General features: G+C 70.9%; 17 protein-coding genes. 12 read left to right on the top strand and 5 right to left on the bottom strand.

Going from position 1 to position 16,990, the window contains the following annotated elements; genetic code table 11:
• Positions 1 to 55 precede the first annotated feature (55 nt).
• The 3 genes from larE to ISG29_RS15045 all read left to right on the top strand — a co-directional run bounded on the left by larE (position 56) and on the right by ISG29_RS15045 (position 2,702).
• Complete coding sequence (gene larE / locus ISG29_RS15055; protein WP_207793161.1) at positions 56 to 1,516, top strand: ATP-dependent sacrificial sulfur transferase LarE; 1,461 nt, start codon at positions 56 to 58, stop codon at positions 1,514 to 1,516.
• Positions 1,513 to 2,217: a M50 family metallopeptidase gene (locus tag ISG29_RS15050; protein WP_194504266.1), complete on the top strand. Its 705-nt coding sequence runs from the start codon at positions 1,513 to 1,515 to the stop codon at positions 2,215 to 2,217. The genes larE and ISG29_RS15050 overlap by 4 nt, the downstream gene beginning before the upstream one ends.
• 89 nt (positions 2,218 to 2,306) lie before the next feature.
• Positions 2,307 to 2,702, top strand: a complete 396-nt coding sequence (locus ISG29_RS15045) for a cold-shock protein (protein ID WP_194504265.1) — start codon at positions 2,307 to 2,309, stop codon at positions 2,700 to 2,702.
• 257 nt (positions 2,703 to 2,959) lie between these two features.
• Here ISG29_RS15045 and ISG29_RS15040 read toward each other — a convergent pair whose 3' ends face one another.
• On the bottom strand, positions 2,960 to 4,396 hold the full coding sequence (locus ISG29_RS15040) for an MFS transporter (protein ID WP_194504264.1): 1,437 nt from the start codon (positions 4,394 to 4,396) through the stop codon (positions 2,960 to 2,962).
• 122 nt (positions 4,397 to 4,518) lie between these two features.
• Between ISG29_RS15040 and ISG29_RS15035 the strand changes: the two genes are divergently transcribed.
• Positions 4,519 to 5,295, top strand: a complete 777-nt coding sequence (locus ISG29_RS15035; protein ID WP_194504263.1) for a DUF3027 domain-containing protein — start codon at positions 4,519 to 4,521, stop codon at positions 5,293 to 5,295.
• A gap of 39 nt (positions 5,296 to 5,334) precedes the next feature.
• On the opposite strand, the gene ISG29_RS15030 is transcribed toward ISG29_RS15035, so the two are convergent.
• Positions 5,335 to 5,976, bottom strand: a complete 642-nt coding sequence (locus ISG29_RS15030; RefSeq protein ID WP_207793160.1) for a class I SAM-dependent methyltransferase — start codon at positions 5,974 to 5,976, stop codon at positions 5,335 to 5,337.
• Entirely contained in the window at positions 5,973 to 6,287 is a 315-nt protein-coding gene (locus tag ISG29_RS15025; protein ID WP_328829370.1) for a DUF2530 domain-containing protein, read from the bottom strand. Before ISG29_RS15025 ends, ISG29_RS15030 begins: the two co-directional genes overlap by 4 nt.
• Positions 6,288 to 6,449: 162 nt before the next feature.
• Here ISG29_RS15025 and ISG29_RS15020 point away from each other — a divergent pair, with 162 nt between their 5' ends.
• The 8 genes from ISG29_RS15020 (at position 6,450) to trmB (ending at position 15,132) form a co-directional block, all read left to right on the top strand.
• Positions 6,450 to 7,898 (top strand): NCS2 family permease, encoded by a 1,449-nt coding sequence (locus ISG29_RS15020; RefSeq protein WP_194504262.1) that lies wholly within the window; start codon positions 6,450 to 6,452, stop codon positions 7,896 to 7,898.
• A gap of 127 nt (positions 7,899 to 8,025) precedes the next feature.
• On the top strand, positions 8,026 to 8,475 hold the full coding sequence (locus ISG29_RS15015) for a MarR family winged helix-turn-helix transcriptional regulator (RefSeq protein ID WP_194504261.1): 450 nt from the start codon (positions 8,026 to 8,028) through the stop codon (positions 8,473 to 8,475).
• A gap of 25 nt (positions 8,476 to 8,500) precedes the next feature.
• Positions 8,501 to 9,754 (top strand): MFS transporter, encoded by a 1,254-nt coding sequence (locus tag ISG29_RS15010; RefSeq protein ID WP_194504298.1) that lies wholly within the window; start codon positions 8,501 to 8,503, stop codon positions 9,752 to 9,754.
• 218 nt (positions 9,755 to 9,972) lie between these two features.
• Positions 9,973 to 10,347 (top strand): 30S ribosomal protein S12, encoded by a 375-nt coding sequence (gene rpsL / locus ISG29_RS15005; protein WP_194504260.1) that lies wholly within the window; start codon positions 9,973 to 9,975, stop codon positions 10,345 to 10,347.
• Complete coding sequence (gene rpsG / locus ISG29_RS15000; RefSeq protein WP_194504259.1) at positions 10,347 to 10,817, top strand: 30S ribosomal protein S7; 471 nt, start codon at positions 10,347 to 10,349, stop codon at positions 10,815 to 10,817. The genes rpsL and rpsG overlap by 1 nt, the downstream gene beginning before the upstream one ends.
• A gap of 75 nt (positions 10,818 to 10,892) precedes the next feature.
• Positions 10,893 to 13,004, top strand: a complete 2,112-nt coding sequence (fusA, locus tag ISG29_RS14995) for an elongation factor G (protein WP_194504258.1) — start codon at positions 10,893 to 10,895, stop codon at positions 13,002 to 13,004.
• Positions 13,005 to 13,071: 67 nt separating this feature from the next.
• Positions 13,072 to 14,265 (top strand): elongation factor Tu, encoded by a 1,194-nt coding sequence (gene tuf, locus ISG29_RS14990; RefSeq protein WP_194504257.1) that lies wholly within the window; start codon positions 13,072 to 13,074, stop codon positions 14,263 to 14,265.
• Positions 14,266 to 14,391: 126 nt separating this feature from the next.
• Complete coding sequence (gene trmB, locus ISG29_RS14985; protein ID WP_328829363.1) at positions 14,392 to 15,132, top strand: tRNA (guanine(46)-N(7))-methyltransferase TrmB; 741 nt, start codon at positions 14,392 to 14,394, stop codon at positions 15,130 to 15,132.
• Here trmB and ISG29_RS14980 read toward each other — a convergent pair.
• Positions 15,117 to 15,959 carry an RDD family protein gene (locus tag ISG29_RS14980; protein WP_194504256.1) on the bottom strand — a complete coding sequence of 281 codons (843 nt, stop codon included), beginning with the start codon at positions 15,957 to 15,959 and terminating at the stop codon, positions 15,117 to 15,119. The two genes, trmB and ISG29_RS14980, sit on opposite strands and share 16 nt — an antisense overlap.
• Positions 15,956 to 16,951, bottom strand: coding sequence for a stage II sporulation protein M (locus ISG29_RS14975; RefSeq protein WP_194504255.1), 996 nt, complete (start codon positions 16,949 to 16,951; stop codon positions 15,956 to 15,958). The genes ISG29_RS14980 and ISG29_RS14975 overlap by 4 nt, the downstream gene beginning before the upstream one ends.
• Between the last annotated feature and the right edge of the window lie 39 nt (positions 16,952 to 16,990).

Here is a 16,990-nt window from a genome sequence, read left to right as displayed (position 1 = left end):
GCCGGGCGCCGCGCACCCCGAACGCACGGTGGCCCCGTCTGGCTAGGCTGCCCGCATGTCGCGCGACCTCCTGCCACCGCTGGTGGTGGGCTTCGACCTCGACATGACGCTCATCGACACCGTGCCGGGTTTTCGGGCCACCCTGGGCGTGCTCGCGACCGAGCTCGGGGTCGAGCTGCCCGCCGAGGAGATGACGAGACGGCTGGGGCCGCCGCTGGAGCAGCTGCTCGCGCCGTACCTGCCGGCCGAGCAGATCGGGCCGGCCGGAGACCGGTTCCGCGAGCTCTACCCCGACCACGCCGTGGCGACCGTGCCCCCGCTGCCCGGCGCCCACGAGGCGCTGGCGGCGGTCCGCGAGCTCGGGGGCGGCACGGTCGTCGTCACCGGCAAGTACACACCGAACGCGCAGCGCCACCTCGACCGGCTCGCCCTCGACGTCGACCACCTCGAGGGTTGGGTCTGGGGCGTGGGCAAGGCCGAGGCGCTGCGCACCCACGGGGCCTCGGTCTACGTCGGCGACCACGTGCACGACGTCGAGGGCGCGCGGGCCGCGGGCGTGCTGAGCGTCTCGGTGCTCACCGGCGGCTGCACCCGCGAGGAGCTGCTCGACGCCGGCACCGACGTCGTGCTCGAGAGCCTCGAGGCCTTCCCCGGCTGGCTCGCCGAGCACGTGCTCGAACAGCGCCGCGTGGCTCTCGAGCAGCGGCTGCGCGAGCTCGGGTCGGTACTGGTGGCCTTCAGCGGCGGCGCCGACAGCGCGCTGGTGCTGGCCGCCGCGGTCCGGGTGCTGGGCCGTGACCGCGTCGTCGCGGCCACGGGCTACTCCCACGCCCTGCCGGCCGCCGAGCGCGACCCTGCGCGCGCCCTGGCCGAGCAGCTCGGCGTGCGCGTGCTGACGCCTGCGACCCATGAGCTCGACCGTGTGGGCTACCGGGCCAACGCCGGCGACCGGTGCTACTTCTGCAAGGCCGAGCTGCTCGACACCCTCGTGCCGCTGGCCGCCGAGCACGGTCTCGCCGCCGTGGCCACCGGCACGAACGCCGACGACGTGCGCGCCGGCTTCCGGCCCGGCATCCGGGCCGCCGACGAGCGCGGCGCCGTCACGCCGCTGGCCGACGCCGGGCTCACCAAGGCCCAGGTGCGCGAGCTCTCCCGGCGTTGGGGCGTGCCCACCTGGAGCAAGCCCGCGGCCGCCTGCCTCTCCTCTCGTGTCGCCTACGGCCTCGAGATCACCCCGACGCGGCTGGCGCGCGTCGAGCGGGCCGAGGCCGCTGTGCGGGCGGTGCTCGAGGGCGCCGGCGTGATCCTGCGCGATCTGCGGGTGCGAGACCTGGGCGAGGCCGCCTCGGTCGAGGTCGACGCACCGTTGGCCCGCCGCTTGGCCGGCGGTGAGACAGCGGCGCGCGTGCTCGCCGCCGTCCGTGAGGCGGGGTTTCACGAGGCGTCGATCGACCCGCGTGGCTTCCGCTCCGGCTCGATGAACGAACGGCTCTCCCAGCCCGAGCGCTACCGGTGATCGACCGCCTCCTCGGCGACGTCACGTCGCGTCAGCCGGTGCCCGACCCGTCGTTCGTGCTGCTCACCGGCCTGGCGGCGCTCGCCCTCGTGACGTGGGCCTGGCCCTGGGTGCGACTGGGCCTCACCGTGGTGCACGAGGCCGGGCACGCGCTGGTGGCCGTGCTCGTCGGGCGACGCCTCAGCGGTGTGCGCCTGCATGCCGACACCTCCGGCGTCACGTTGTCGCGAGGGCGACCCAGTGGGCCCGGCATGGTCGCCATGCTCGCGGCCGGCTACCTCGCGCCGGCCGCGCTGGGCGTGCTCGCCGCCGTGCTGCTGGCCGACGGGCGCAGCCTGGCCCTGCTGTGGGGGCTGGTCGTGCTGCTCGCCCTGCTGCTGGTGTGGATCCGCAACGGCTACGGGCTCGTGGTCGTGCTGGTCGCGGGCGTCGGCGTCGGGCTGGTCGGCTGGTACGCCCACCCGATGGTGCAGTCGGTCGCGGCCTACCTGGTGGCCTGGCTGCTGTTGCTCGCCGCACCTCGCCCGCTGCTCGAACTACTCAGTGCCGGGCGCACCCGTCGGCGTGGTTCCGACCCCGACCAACTCGCTCGGCTGACGCGCGTCCCGGCCGTGCTCTGGATCCTCGTGCTGCTCGCGGCGAACCTCGCCGGCCTGGTCGTGGGCGTCGTCCGGCTGGCGCCGGAGCTGTTGCACCGCTGATCGGGTTCGACCCGATCCCGCGGTGCGCATAGGCTCTGCGAGGCTCCGCGCCGGAGCCGACCCCGACCGCGACGAAGGATGCGAGTGCTGTGCCCGCTGGCAAGGTGAAGTGGTACGACCCCGCGAAGGGCTTCGGCTTCCTCTCCCAGGAGAACGGCCCCGACGTCTACGTGCGCTCCGACGCGCTGCCCGAGGGCACCGAGGCGCTCAAGGCCGGCACGCGCGTGGAGTTCGGCATCGCCCAGGGCCGCCGGGGCGACCAGGCGCTCCAGGTCCGCGTGCTCGACGCCCCGGCGTCGGTCTCGCGCAACCGCGCCCAGGCCAAGCGCAAGAGCCCCGAGGCGATGGAGGTCATCGTCGAGGACGCCATCCGCCTGCTCGACGCCACGGGTGAGGCCTACCGCCACGGACGCCACCCCGAGCGCAACGCGGCCCGCGCCACCGCCAAGGTGCTCCGCGCCCTGGCCGACGAGCTCGAGAGCTGACCTGCCACGAGTTTTCGGGTGACCTGCCGCGAGTTTTCGGGTGACCTGCCGCGAGTTTTCGGGTGACCTGCCGCGAGTTTTCGGGTGACCTGCCGCGAGTTTTCGCGTGACCTGCCGCGAGTTTTCACCTGAGCCGTCACGAATTGTCAGCTGACCTGCCACGAGTTTTCCGCACGAAAAGTTGTGGCAGGTCAGTGGAAAACTGGCGCCGGGTCACGTGAAAACTGGCGCCGGGTCAGTTGAAAACTGGCGCCGGGTCAGCGGGTGGGCCGGGTGCCGAGGACGACGAACGCCGTCCAGGCCGTGACCACGGTGGCGGCCACGCCGAGCCCGAGCTGAGCGGGGGAGAGCGGCAGCGCGATGCCGATGAACCCGCCGATGACCCACGCGAACTGGAGCGTGGTGTCGCTACGGGCGAACGCGCTGGCCTGCACCCGCGCCGGGATGTCGCGCTGAATGGTGGAGTCGAGGCAGAACTTCGCCAGCGTCTGGGTGAGGCCGGCGGCCAGGCCGAGCAGCACGAGGGGCAGCACGCCGTAGAACACGGTCGCCACGAGAGCGAGTGCCGAGTCGACGACCAACACGACCACCACCGTGCGGGCGGGGTCGATGCGCTTGAGGGCGGACGCCAACGCCACGCCCGCGCCGTTGCCGAGGCCGGCGGCACCGACCACGAGACCGGTGAGCACCTGCGCGGAGAGGCTGCTCTGCGGCGGATTCTCGCGCAGCAGGAACGCCATGAACATGAGGAGGAAGCCGGTGAGGAACCGGGGCCCGCAGTTGGCGCGCAGCGCATAGGCGACCGCGGCGGGGATCCGCGTGCGTGGACGCCGCCCCGGCCGGGCCGCCGAGGCGTGGCCCAACAGCACCAGCTCGCCCTCGCCGACCGAGGAGTCGACCTGGACCGGCAACCGGATGGCGCAGACGGTCGCGACGACGAAGAGCACGAAGGCGTAGCGCAGTGACCACTGGGGGCCGGCGAACGACGCGAGAGCCGCGATCGGAGCCGACACGGTCGCGCCGACGATGCCCGACAGCGACACTCGTCCATTGGCCTTGACCAGGGTGAAGCCGTCGGGCAGCAGGCGCGGCACGGCGGCGGCGCGGGTGACGCCGTACGCCTTCGACGACACCAGCACCCCGAGCGCGGCTGCGAACAGCCACGGCGAGTCGCCGCCGGCCAGGGCGCCGGCCAGGGCCCACGCCAGGAAGGCGCGCGTGGCCATGGTGGCGCCGATCGCCCAACGGCGGCCGTGGCTGAACCGGTCGAGGAAGGGTCCGAGGAGCGGAGCCACGATCGCGAACGGCAGCATCGTGAGGCCGAGGAACAGCGCGACCTGGCCGCGAGCCTCACCCGAGGGCACCTGGAAGAACAGACTGCCGGCCAGCGAGATCGCCACCGCGGCATCGCCCGCGGTGTTGAAGAAGTGCATGTAGATGAGTCGGTTCAGGCCGGACTCCGCGGCCCCCTCGGCGTCGGCGGCGCGTCGAGCCTGGCGGCCGACGTACCGGCTCGCGCGGCCGGTGGCGCGGGCCATGCCGACGGCGCCGCGCGCCGTCACGCGGGCGCTCGAGCCCAGGCCGCGCCCGACCGCACGGGCACGATCGGCCGTCGTCGCGGCGTCCGGGTCGATGGCCTCGGGAGCGTCGTCCTCGGGCAGCGTGTCGTGCTGCTGCGAGGGGCGAGAGGTCATGGCCCCATCCTGCCTCGCGAGGTCCGCCGATGGTGGACACCCGGCCGACGTGCCGCCGATCGTGACGCCGAACAGCCGGTCGACCTGACAGCACGCGGGGGCAACAGGCATGATGTCTCGCCGTGAGGACACTCGCCCGCGCCAAGGCCGACTCCGCCGTCGTGAACGCCATCGACGTCGCTCGCGCCGCCCTGCTCGAGGACGTCGACACCGCCGACGTCGGCGAGCACCTCGGTCACGAGATCGAGGGCGAGCGTCTGGTCACGCACCTCTTCGCGTGCGAGCGCCGCGGTTACGCCGGTTGGCGCTGGTCGGTGACCGTGACCCGGGCCTCGCGCCAGAAGGCCGTGACCGTCGACGAGATCGTGCTCGTGCCCGGAGCCGAGGCCATCGTCGCGCCCTCGTGGGTGCCCTACCGCGAGCGGATCAAGCCCGGCGACCTCTCGCCGGGCGACCTGCTGCCGGTCGACGACGACGACCCGCGACTGGTGCCCACCTACTCCTTCGGCGACGACCCGCTCGACCAGGACGCCAAGGCCCAGGTGCGCCACGTGGCACGAGACCTCGGTCTCGGCCGCTCCCGCACCCTCTCGCCCGAGGGGCGGGAGCTCGCCGCGCAGCGCTGGTACGAGGGAACCGGCGGCCCGTCCGCCCCCATCGCGCAGTCGGCGCCCGACAAGTGCACCACGTGCGGCTTCCTGATGCGCCTCAACGGCCCTCTCGCCGAGCTGTTCGGCGTGTGCGCCAACGGCGACGCGAACGACGACGGCCGAGTGGTCTCGCTCGACCACGGGTGCGGTGCGCACTCCGAGGTGCGACTGGCCAAGAAGCACGAGCCGCAACCGCTTCCCGAGCCGCTGGTCGACGACCTCGCCAGCGACAACTACGAGGGCTTCTGACGCGGACGCGCCATCGGCCGCGTCGATTCCTCGACCTGATCAGCTGTCCGGCTCGGCGCTGAGCAACCACACGGTGTACTCGTCGTTCGGGGCGTGCAGCTCGTAGCTGCCGAACCGCGCATCGACGCGCAGTCCGGCGGCCGCGGCGTCGTCCGCGAACTCCTCGGCCGGGTAGCGACGGGCGTGTTCCGGTGGACCGACGAGCCGGAACCCCAGGAGGATCCGGCCACCGGGAGCCAGCCGGTCCCGCAGCAGCGACAGTGTGCGGCGCTCGGTGCCCTCGGCCAGGAAGACCATCACGTTGCCCACGACCACGATGAGATCGAAGGCGTGCGGACGCTCGCCGAGTAGCTCGTCGCCAGCCCGGCCTCGATCCAGCTCGAGCACGTCGGCGCGCAGCACGTCGATTCCGGGATAGGTCGAGTGGGCCTGCTCGACGAGGACCGGATCGGGCTCGATCCCGACCACGGTGTGGCCACGGGCGGCCAGGGCTGCGGTGACCCGCCCCATGCCGGCGCCGACGTCGAGCACTCGGGCGCCGCGGGGCAGCAGCGCATCGGCCAGTCGTGCCTCGCCGTCGACGTCGGTGCCCGAGGCCACGAGTTCCCCGAAGCGTCGACCGAAGCCGTCGGTGGCCGCACGGCCGGCCAGGGCCCACCGGCTCTGGGGCAGGTCGATCACGGCGCGTCGCTTGCGTCGCCGTCGCTGGTGTCGAACTCGCGGGCGGCCCGCACGCGCACACGTCGGCGGCAGTACTCCAGCCCGAAGAGGCCGAGTCCGAACCCTGCGAGCGCGGTCCACAGCCACCAGGCGCGTCCGTGATCGGCCAGGGATCCGTAGAACGGCAGCAACGCCACGAAGGCGACACCGAACAGCGCGGTGCCCACCAGCACGGTGCGCACGCCGTCGACGTCGAGTGGCTCCACGTCGGCGATCACCAGGGTGCGTCGGCCGACCTCCTGGGTGCCGGCCTGGTCATCGCGCAGATCCACGCGGGTGACCCTACCGGCTGTCGAGGTGCCGCCGCGGGGGCCGACCCACAGCACGAGAGCCCCGTGCGGAGGCAGTTCTCGACCGATCGTGTCCGGGGCGTCCCCCTGGACGACCCTCCGCCACGTTGACAGCAGGCGCGCCGTTGGCGAGGGTCAGGCCACGTGACGACCACCACTCCGGCCGACGCCGGCGCCCTGGACCGCTACTTCCACATCACCGCTCGCGGGTCGACGCTCGGCCGCGAGATCCGCGGCGGGGTGGTCACCTTCTTGACGATGGCCTACATCGTCGTGCTGAACCCGCTCATCCTCGGCTTCGTGCCCGACTCGACCGGCGGCTACCTCGGTGGCGGCAGCGGTGATGGCTCCAACCTGCCCGCCATCGCCGCAGGCACCGCCCTCGTCGCGGGCATCATGACCATCGCCATGGGGGCGGTGGCGCGGTTCCCGCTCGCACTGGCGACCGGGCTCGGCCTCAACGCCTTCGTCGCCGTCGCCATCGCCACCCGCTCGACGTGGGCCGACGCGATGGGGCTGGTCGTGCTCGAGGGCATCGTGATCCTGGTGCTCGTGCTCACCGGCTTCCGTGCCGCGGTGTTCCACGCGGTGCCCCGACAGCTCAAGGTCGCGATCTCGGTCGGCATCGGCCTCTTCATCGCTCTCATCGGCTTCGTCGATGCCGGTTTCGTGACCCGCATCCCGGACGCCGCCCAGACCACCGTCCCGGTGCAGCTCGGCAACGGCGGAACCCTCGCCGGTTGGCCGGTGCTGGTGTTCGCGGCCGGCCTCGTGCTCGTCGTCGCCCTGTGGGTGCGGCAGGTCAAGGGTGCGATCCTCGTCGCGATCGTGGCCACGACGGTCCTCGCGTTCGTCGTGCAGGCGGTCTTCGCGCCCAAGACCTGGTCGCTGAGCACCCCGACGTGGCCGGGTGCCATCGCCGACGTACCCGATTTCGGCACCCTGGGCACGGTGTCGCTCACCGGCGCGTTCTCCGCACCCGGACTCGGCGTCATCGCGACCCTGCTGCTGGTCTTCTCGCTCATGCTGGCCGACTTCTTCGACACGATGGGCACGATGACCGCGATCGGCGCCGAGGCCGGGCTCAACGACGAGGACGGCATCCCGCCGTCCACCCAGTCGATCCTGGTGGTCGACTCCGTCGCAGCCATCGCCGGCGGCCTCGGCGGGGTCTCGTCGAACACCTCCTACATCGAGTCCGCCTCGGGTGTGGGGGAGGGTGCGCGCACCGGGCTGGCGTCCATCGTCACCGGGGTGCTGTTCCTGCTCACCACGTTCCTCTCGCCCCTCGTGGCGGTGATCCCCTCCGAGGCGGCCGTGCCCGCCCTGGTGCTGGTGGGCTTCTTGATGATGCAGCAGGTCAAGGACATCGCCTGGGACGACGTCGAGATCGCGCTCCCGGCCTTCCTGACCATCGTGCTGATGCCCTTCACCTACTCGATCACCGTCGGCATCGGGGCCGGCTTCCTCGCCTACGTGGTCATCAAGGTCGTGCGCGGCCAGGCCCGCGCCGTGCACCCCCTGCTGTGGGTGGTCGCCGGGCTGTTCGTCGTCTACTTCGCCATCGAGCCCCTCACCCACTGGCTCACCTGAGGGCACCTAGCTCGCCAGGTTTGGTCGAGAACTGCAGTGGTGTACCGGTCGAAACGGCTCGATTGGTCCCAAACGTCAACGGCTGCACCGGAATACTTAGCGGCAGTAATGAGTTAGGCTAACCATCATGCCGACCATCGAGAACGCCTCCCGCACCGACGCGGGCCTGGCGAGCGAGCTGCGGGTGGGTGTGATGCGGTTGCGGCGTCGCCTGGCGGCCGAGCGGCACCCCGACAACGAGTTGTCGCTGGGCTCGATGGCGGTGCTGGGCGTGCTCTACCGCACCGGTGAGGCGACGGTCGGCGCGCTGGCCGAGCACGAGCGCGTGCAGCCGCCCTCGATGACCCGCACGATCAACTGTCTCGAGGAGGGCGGGTACGTCGTCCGCCGGGCCCACGAGTCCGATGGCCGCATCAAGCTGATCACGCTCACCGAGTCCGGGCGAGCCACCGTGTTGGCCGACCGCGACCGTCGCGACGCCTGGCTGGCCCGCCGCCTCGCCGACCTGACCCCCGCCGAGCGCGAGACGCTCCGGGCCGCGGCTCCGATCCTCGACCACCTCGCTTCCAAGGAGTGACACCACGAGTCCCACGTTCCGATCCCTGGCCAACCCCAACTACCGCCTCTACCTCGCCGGCAGCGTCGTCTCCAACACCGGCACCTGGATGCAGCGCATCGCCCAGGACTGGCTGGTGCTCAGTCTCGGCGGCGGTGGCACCGCCCTCGGCATCACCACCGGCCTGCAGTTCCTGCCCGTCCTGCTGCTCAGCCCGTACGCCGGCGTCGTCGCCGACCGCTTCTCCAAGCGCAGGCTGCTCCAGCTCAGCCAGCTGTCGCTGGCCGCCGCGGCCCTGCTGCTCGGCGTCATCGCCGTCACCGGCGTCGCCTCGACCTGGCACGTCTACGTGCTGGCGTTCGCCTTCGGCATCGGCTCCGCCTTCGACGCCCCGGCGCGGCAGTCCTTCGTCTCCGAGATGGTCGGTCCCGACGACCTCGCCAACGCCGTCGGCCTGAACTCCGCGTCGTTCAACGCCGCCCGCATGCTCGGCCCCGCACTCGCCGGGTTGATGATCGGCGCGCTCGGCGGCGGCGTCACCGCCACCGGCTGGGTCATTCTCATCAACGCCGTCTCCTACCTCGCCGTCATCGCACAGCTCCAGCGCATGGACCCGGACCTGCTGCACAGCCCCGACCGCGTGGCCCGCACGCCGGGCATGCTCCGCGAGGGCGTCGCCTACCTGCGCAGTCAGCCGAAGCTCCTGGCCGTGCTGGTGCTGGTGTTCTTCGCCGGCACCTTCGGCATGAACTTCCAGGTCACCTCGGCTCTCATGGCCACCGAGGTGTTCGGCAAGGGCGCCGGCGAGTTCGGACTGCTCGGCTCGGCCCTGGCGGTGGGCTCACTCACCGGGGCGCTCCTGGCCGCCCGCAGGGTGCGGGTGCGCTTCCGCTTGCTCCTCTTCGCAACCCTCGGCTTCGGGGCCGCCGAGATCGTGGCCGGCCTGCTGCCGTCCTACACCGCCTTCGCCCTCTTCGCCCCCGTCATCGGGTTCTGCACGCTCACCCTGCTCAACAGCGCGAACGCCACGGTGCAACTCGGGTCGGCGCCGGCCTTCCGAGGTCGGGTCATGGCGCTCTACATGACCGTGGTGATGGGCGGGACGCCGCTGGGCGCGCCCCTGATCGGCTGGATCGGTGAGCACGTCGGTCCGCGATGGACCCTGCTGATCGGGGGAGGCCTGACGGCATTCGGCGCGGTGCTGGCGGTCGCCCTGCTCGCGCACCTCGACAGCGCGGTGAGGAGCGACGTCGACGCCCGCCTGCACAGGCGGTCGCGAACCGTTTTGACCACCCCCTAGGCGACGGGTAGCCTCGGTCCTCGTGTCTGGGTCAACCAGGCCGTTGCGCGCGCCCTGAACCACCGTGGGTCGACACGCCCGACCTCGGGGGTGAGCAGTGGCTCGGCTGAGCACCTCCCGGGCGCGCCGGGCCGCGAGCGATGTCGAGTCGTGAGCGGCCACCGACCTGCGAGGCAGATCGTCACGCAGAGAGAGCGAAACAGAAGGGGAACCACCCGGTGCCCACCATTCAGCAGCTGGTCCGCAAGGGCCGCCAGGACAAGGTGTCGAAGAACAAGACGCCTGCCCTGAAGGGGTCTCCGCAGCGCCGTGGCGTCTGCACCCGCGTCTACACCACCACGCCGAAGAAGCCGAACTCCGCCCTGCGCAAGGTCGCCCGTGTGCGTCTCTCCAGCGGCGTCGAGGTCACTGCCTACATCCCCGGCGTGGGCCACAACCTCCAGGAGCACTCGATCGTGCTCGTGCGCGGTGGCCGTGTGAAGGATCTTCCCGGCGTCCGCTACAAGATCATCCGCGGCACCCTCGACACCCAGGGTGTCAAGAACCGTCAGCAGGCGCGCAGCCGCTACGGCGCGAAGAAGGAGAAGAAGTAATGCCGCGCAAGGGCCCCGCTCCGAAGCGGCCGATCGACGTCGACCCGGTCTACGGGTCCCAGCTGGTCACCCAGCTGGTCTCCAAGGTGCTGCGCGACGGCAAGAAGCAGGTCGCGCAGCGCATCGTGTACTCCGCTCTCGAGGGTGCTCGTGAGAAGACCGGCACCGACCCGGTCGTCACGCTCAAGCGTGCGCTCGACAACGTCAAGCCGGCCATCGAGGTCAAGTCCCGCCGCGTCGGCGGTGCGACCTACCAGGTGCCGATCGAGGTCAAGGGCACGCGCGGCACCACGCTCGCGCTGCGCTGGCTCGTCGGCTACGCCGCCGACCGTCGCGAGAAGACGATGTCCGAGCGGCTGATGAACGAGATCCTCGACGCCTCCAACGGCCTCGGTGCCGCGGTGAAGAAGCGCGAGGACACCCACAAGATGGCCGAGTCCAACAAGGCCTTCGCCCACTACCGCTGGTGAGCTCCGGCGGGCTGCCGGTGACCCCGGCGGCCCGCCCCCACCGCCCCAACGACACCTAAGGAACGCGACTACATCGTGGCTGTCGACATCACCACCGACCTCAACGTCGTCCGCAACATCGGCATCATGGCGCACATCGACGCCGGCAAGACGACGACGACCGAGCGCATCCTCTTCTACACCGGTATCTCCTACAAGATCGGTGAGGTCCACGACGGTGCCGCCGTCATGGACTGGATGGAGCAGGAGCAGGAGCGCGGCATCACCATCACCTCCGCCGCGACCACCTGCTGGTGGAAGGACCACCAGATCAACATCATCGACACCCCTGGGCACGTCGACTTCACCGCCGAGGTGGAGCGCTCCCTGCGCGTCCTCGACGGCTCCGTCGCGGTGTTCGACGGTGTCGCGGGCGTCGAGCCCCAGACGATGACCGTGTGGCGCCAGGCCAACAAGTACTCCGTGCCCCGCATGTGCTTCGTCAACAAGCTCGACCGCACCGGTGCCGACTTCTTCCGCTGCGTCGACATGATGGTGGAGCGCCTCAACTCCACGCCCCTGGTGCTCCAGCTTCCCATCGGTGCCGAGAGCGACTTCCTCGGCGTCGTCGACCTGGTCGGCATGCGCGCGCTGACCTGGCGCGGCGAGACCACGATGGGTGAGGACTACACCGTCGAGGAGATCCCCGCCGAGCTGGCCGAGCAGGCAGCGGAGTACCGCGAGAAGCTGCTCGAGACCCTCTCCGAGGCCGACGACGACGTCATGGAGAAGTACCTCGAGGGCGAGGAGTTCACCGTCGCCGAGCTCGAGACCGCGATCCGTCGCGCCACCCTGGCCGACAAGCTCAACCCGGTCCTCTGTGGCACCGCGTTCAAGAACAAGGGCGTCCAGCCCCTCCTCGACGCCGTCGTCAAGTACCTCCCCAGCCCGCTCGACGTCGACGCGATCGTCGGCCACAAGCCGGGCGACGAGGAGACCGAGATCAAGCGCAAGCCCTCGGACGACGAGCCGTTCTCCGGCCTGGCCTACAAGATCGCCGCCGACCCGCACCTGGGCAAGCTGACCTACGTGCGCGTCTACTCCGGCGTCCTCGAGGCCGGCTCGACCGTCGTCAACTCGGTCAACGGCCGCAAGGAGCGGATCGGCAAGGTCTACCAGATGCACGCCAACAAGCGTGAGGAGATCGCGTCGGTCGGCGCCGGCCAGATCGTCGCCGTCATGGGTCTGAAGGACACCAAAACCGGCCACACGCTGTGCGACAGCAACAACCAGGTCGTGCTGGAGTCGATGACCTTCCCGGCCCCGGTGATCGAGGTCGCCATCGAGCCGAAGACCAAGGGCGACCAGGAGAAGCTCTCCACCGCCATCCAGCGACTCTCCGACGAGGACCCCACCTTCACGGTGAAGACCGACGAGGAGACCGGCCAGACCATCATCGCCGGCATGGGTGAGCTTCACCTCGACATCCTCGTCGACCGCATGAAGCGCGAGTTCCGCGTCGAGGCGACCGTCGGCAAGCCGCAGGTGGCCTACCGCGAGACCATCCGTCGCGACGTCACGAACCACTCCTACACGCACAAGAAGCAGACCGGTGGTTCGGGTCAGTTCGCGAAGGTCGTCATCTCGATCGGCCCGAACATCGACCCCGAGACCGGCACCGGTGCGGGCTATGAGTTCGCCAACAACGTCACCGGTGGTCGCGTCCCGCGCGAGTACATCCCCTCGGTCGACCAGGGTGCCCAGGAGGGCATGGAGTTCGGCGTCCTCGCCGGCTACCCCATGGTCGACGTCAAGGTCGCTTTGGAGGACGGCGCCTACCACGACGTCGACTCCTCCGAGCTGGCCTTCAAGATCGCCGGACTCCAGGCCTTCAAGGAGGCCTGCCGGATGGCCAAGCCCGTGCTGCTCGAGCCGATGTTCGCCGTCGAGGTGACCACGCCGGAGGACTTCCTCGGCACGGTCATCGGCGACATCAACAGCCGGCGCGGCCAGATCCAGGCGCAGGAGGAGCGGCACGGCGACATGGTCGTCTCCGCCCTCGTGCCGCTCTCAGAGATGTTCGGGTACGTGGGAGACCTGCGGTCCAAGACCTCGGGCCAGGCCTCGTACTCGATGGAGTTCGACTCGTACGCCGAGGTTCCCTCGAACATCGCCGACGAGATCGTCAAGAAGGTCCGGGGCGAGTAGGCCCGAGCCCTCGGCATCCACCAGAATCATCCACTAAGCAGAATCAACAACCCAGGAGGAGCCAGCAGTGGCTAAGGCGAAGTTCGAGCGGACCAAGCCGCACGTCAACATCGGCACCATCGGTCACATCGACCACGGCAAGACGACGCTGACGGCAGCGATCTCGAAGGTGCTGCACGACACCTACCCGGACCTCAACGAGGAGTCGCCCTTCGACTCCATCGACAAGGCCCCCGAGGAGCGCCAGCGCGGCATCACGATCTCGATCGCGCACATCGAGTACCAGACCGAGGCGCGCCACTACGCGCACGTCGACTGCCCCGGTCACGCCGACTACATCAAGAACATGATCACGGGCGCGGCCCAGATGGACGGCGCGATCCTCGTGGTCGCCGCCACCGACGGCCCGATGCCGCAGACGCGTGAGCACGTGCTGCTCGCGCGCCAGGTCGGCGTGCCCGCCCTGGTCGTGGCGCTCAACAAGTGCGACATGGTCGACGACGAGGAGCTCATCGAGCTCGTCGAGATGGAGGTGCGCGAGCTCCTCTCCGAGTACGAGTTCCCCGGCGACGACGTCCCGGTCGTGCAGGTTGCCGCCTTCCCGGCCCTCAACGGCGACGCCAAGTGGGCCGAGAGCATCAACGAGCTCATGAAGGCCGTCGACGAGTACATCCCGCAGCCCGAGCGCGACACCGAGAAGCCGTTCCTCATGCCCGTCGAGGACGTCTTCACGATCACCGGCCGCGGCACCGTGGTCACCGGTCGTATCGAGCGCGGCATCATCAAGGTGAACGAGGAGGTGGAGATGCTCGGTATCCGCGAGGGCTCCACCAAGACCACCGTCACCGGTGTCGAGATGTTCCGCAAGCTCCTCGACGAGGGCCAGGCCGGTGAGAACGTCGGTCTGCTCCTGCGCGGTACCAAGCGCGAGGACGTCGAGCGCGGCATGGTGCTGGCCAAGCCGGGCACCACGACCCCGCACACCGACTTCGAGGCCTCGGTCTACATCCTCTCGAAGGAGGAGGGCGGCCGTCACACGCCGTTCTTCAACAACTACCGTCCGCAGTTCTACTTCCGGACCACCGACGTGACCGGCGTCGTGACCCTCCCCGAGGGCACCGAGATGGTCATGCCGGGCGACAACACCGAGATGACGGTCGAGCTCATCCAGCCGATCGCCATGGACGAGGGCCTGCGGTTCGCCATCCGTGAGGGTGGTCGTACCGTCGGCGCCGGCCGGGTCACCAAGATCAACAAGTGACCTGACCACCTGGTCGACACCGCCAAGCCCCCTGAGCCCTCGGGTTCGGGGGGCTTGGCGTTGGTGGCCCCTCGTGGGTTCCCCAGGAATGGCACCTGGCTGGGCCGCACTGGAACAATCCGGCGGGTGTCCGACGAAACGCAGGCCCAGGCCGCCTCGCGCCCCGCGCGGCCGCACCAGCGGCTCACCGACGACGGCCGCCGGATGCGTGAGGTGCTCAGCTACTCCCGGCGTGGCGCCCGGTTCACCCCGCGGCAGGCGGAGTCGTGGACGGCGCACCACGAGCAGATGGTGATCCCCGAGGACGCCGTCGACGAGCCCGGGTTCGCGCTGGCCGACTGGTTCGGGCGCACCGCGCCGCTGATCGTCGAGATCGGGTCCGGCGTCGGCGAGGCCACGGCCGCTCTGGCGGCCACACGCCCCGATCGCGACGTCTTGGCCCTCGAGGTCTGGCGCCCCGGCGTCGCGGACTCCCTCTGGCGCGTCGCCAGGGCGGGCGCCACCCATGTGCGATTCTGCTCCGTCGACGCCCGCTGGAGCCTCGAGCACCTGCTCGGCCCGGCGTCGCTGGAGGAGGTGTGGACCTTCTTCCCCGACCCCTGGCCGAAGACCCGGCACCACAAGAGAAGGCTCGTGCGGGCCGAGGTCGCAGCGCTGGTCGCATCGCGGCTGCGTCCGGGCGGGGTCTGGCGCCTGGCCACCGACTGGGCCGACTACGCCGAGCAGATGCGTGAGGTGCTCGACGCCGAGCCCGCGCTGGCCGGTGGCGAGGTCGAACGGTGGTCGGAGCGTCCGGTCACCCGCTTCGAGCGCAAGGGCCTCGACGCCGGCCGGTCGATCACCGACCTGGCCTACCGCCGGGTCTGAGCCGCGGCCGTCAGTCGGCGACGAAGCGACTGCTCACGCGCCAGGCGCGCTTGGTCGCGCTCGCGCCGGGTGGCGGCCACCGCGGCGAGGAACGCCCAGTCCGGGGTGCCGGGGGGTGGGGGCGGGGCGACGAACCCGACGACCTGAGCGGCGAGACGGCGTCCGACCTCGGCGTGGGCCTGCGGGCTGATCTCTCCCGCCCGGGCGTTGTAGCGGCGGACGGCGATCGCGAGGCCCGTGGGCAGGGCCGCGATGTCGGCGGAGTCGGCCCAGGCGCGCAGCGGCGGCGGCATCATCGGCGGGCGGGGCAGGTCCAGGCGCATCCGCTCCCGCACCACGTAGGTGCCGGCCGCGTAGTCGCCCAGGCGCTTGCCGCGGCCGTTGAGCAGGGCCGCGAAGAAGGCGGGCACGCCGCTGAAGGCGTAGATCTCCACGAACCCGATGAGAGCCCGGGTGAAGGCGTGCTGGAAGGTGATGGGCCCGGCGTCGTCGCGCACGGTGCGCAGACCCATCGCCAGCTTGCCCAGGGAGCGGCCACGCGTGAGCGTCTCCAGCGCCGTCGGGAACACCAGGAACGTGAAGACCATCAGCAGCACGAACCCGATGTGCTGGATCGCGCCGTCGCGCCGCAGCACCACGATGAACACGACGATCGCGAGTGCGACCAGCAGCACCAGGGTCACCACCACGTCGAGGAGCCCGCTGACCAGGCGTGCGCCCAACCCGGCCGCCGGCAGGTCGAGGGCGACGGCGTCGCCGGTGACCAGGTCGTCGTCGGTCAGCAGGGCGCGCTCGGGCGTGCCGGTGGCGCGGTACGGGCTGCTCATGCCTGCGTCGCCACTCTGTCCTCCAGCACGCGTGCGCCGAGGTCACCGGTGTGACCGCGGTGCGCGGCGGCTCTGCCCAGCACGAACACGTAGGCCCAGAACGCCACCTCGGCGGTGACGCCGATGCCGATGCGCGCCCACGTGGGCAGCGGGGACGGCGTCACGAAACCCTCGATGGCGCCGGAGACGGCGAGCACGGCGACCAGCCCCAGCGCGATCGTGCCCGCGGTGCGGCCCTCGCGGGCCAGCGACTGGGTGCGGGTGAGCTCGCGCGGCTCGACCCACGACCAGAACAGCCGCAGGCCGGTGCCGCCGGCGACGAAGACGGCCGTCAGCTCGAGCAGACCATGGGGGAGGATCAAGCCCCAGAAGTGCTGCCCCTGGTCGTGCCGGGTCATGATCGAACCGATGATCGCCAGGTTGGCCACGTTCTGGAACAGCAGCCACAGCACCGGGAGTCCGAGGATGCCCAAAGCGATGCACAGCGCAGCGACCCACGCGTTGTTGACCCACACCTGGGCGGCGAAGTGGCTGGCGGCGTACTCGCTGTAGTAGCCCTCGACGTCGTGGTTGACCAACTGGTCGATCTCGCCGGGGCTCAGCAGCGACTGCTCGACGTCTGGGTGGTCGAGCAGCCACAGCATCATCACCGCCGTCACGACCACGTTGCCGGCCAGGCAGCCCAGCCACCAGTACCGCAACCGGTAGAGGGCGGCCGGGAAGCGCTCGGTGTAGAACCCGGCCACGCCGCGCCACCCGACCGAACGGGTGCCGGCCGCGCGGGTGCGGGCCTTCGCCAGGGTGGCGGAGAGGTAGGCGACCAGGCTCGGGTCGGGGGCACTGGTGCGGACGACGGAGAGGTGCGTGCCCACCCGTTGGTAGAGCTCCACCAGCTCGTCGGTCTCGGCCCCGGTCAGCCGCCGCTGCCGCGTCAGCGACTCCAGGCGCTGCCACGCCGGCAGGTGCGCTGCGACGTAGGCGTCCAAGTCCACTTCTTCACCTTAGAGGCTTCTCGCCCGCGGGCTCGGCGG

The organism is Nocardioides acrostichi (assembly GCF_015319165.1).
Taxonomy (GTDB): domain Bacteria; phylum Actinomycetota; class Actinomycetes; order Propionibacteriales; family Nocardioidaceae; genus Nocardioides; species Nocardioides acrostichi.
The sequence above is the reverse complement of the archived record's forward strand: the minus strand, read 5'-3'. Positions and strand labels throughout refer to the sequence as shown.

Bases quoted from the DNA above. Each gene is read 5' to 3' on its own strand.
- ISG29_RS15015 (WP_194504261.1), top strand. From the start codon at position 8,026: ATGCCGACCATCGAGAACGCCTCCCGCACCGACGCGGGCCTGGCGAGC.
- ISG29_RS15040 (WP_194504264.1), bottom strand. From the start codon at position 4,396: ATGACCTCTCGCCCCTCGCAGCAGCACGACACGCTGCCCGAGGACGAC.
- larE (WP_207793161.1), top strand. From the start codon at position 56: ATGTCGCGCGACCTCCTGCCACCGCTGGTGGTGGGCTTCGACCTCGAC.
- rpsG (WP_194504259.1), top strand. From the start codon at position 10,347: ATGCCGCGCAAGGGCCCCGCTCCGAAGCGGCCGATCGACGTCGACCCG.
- ISG29_RS14980 (WP_194504256.1), bottom strand. From the start codon at position 15,959: ATGAGCAGCCCGTACCGCGCCACCGGCACGCCCGAGCGCGCCCTGCTG.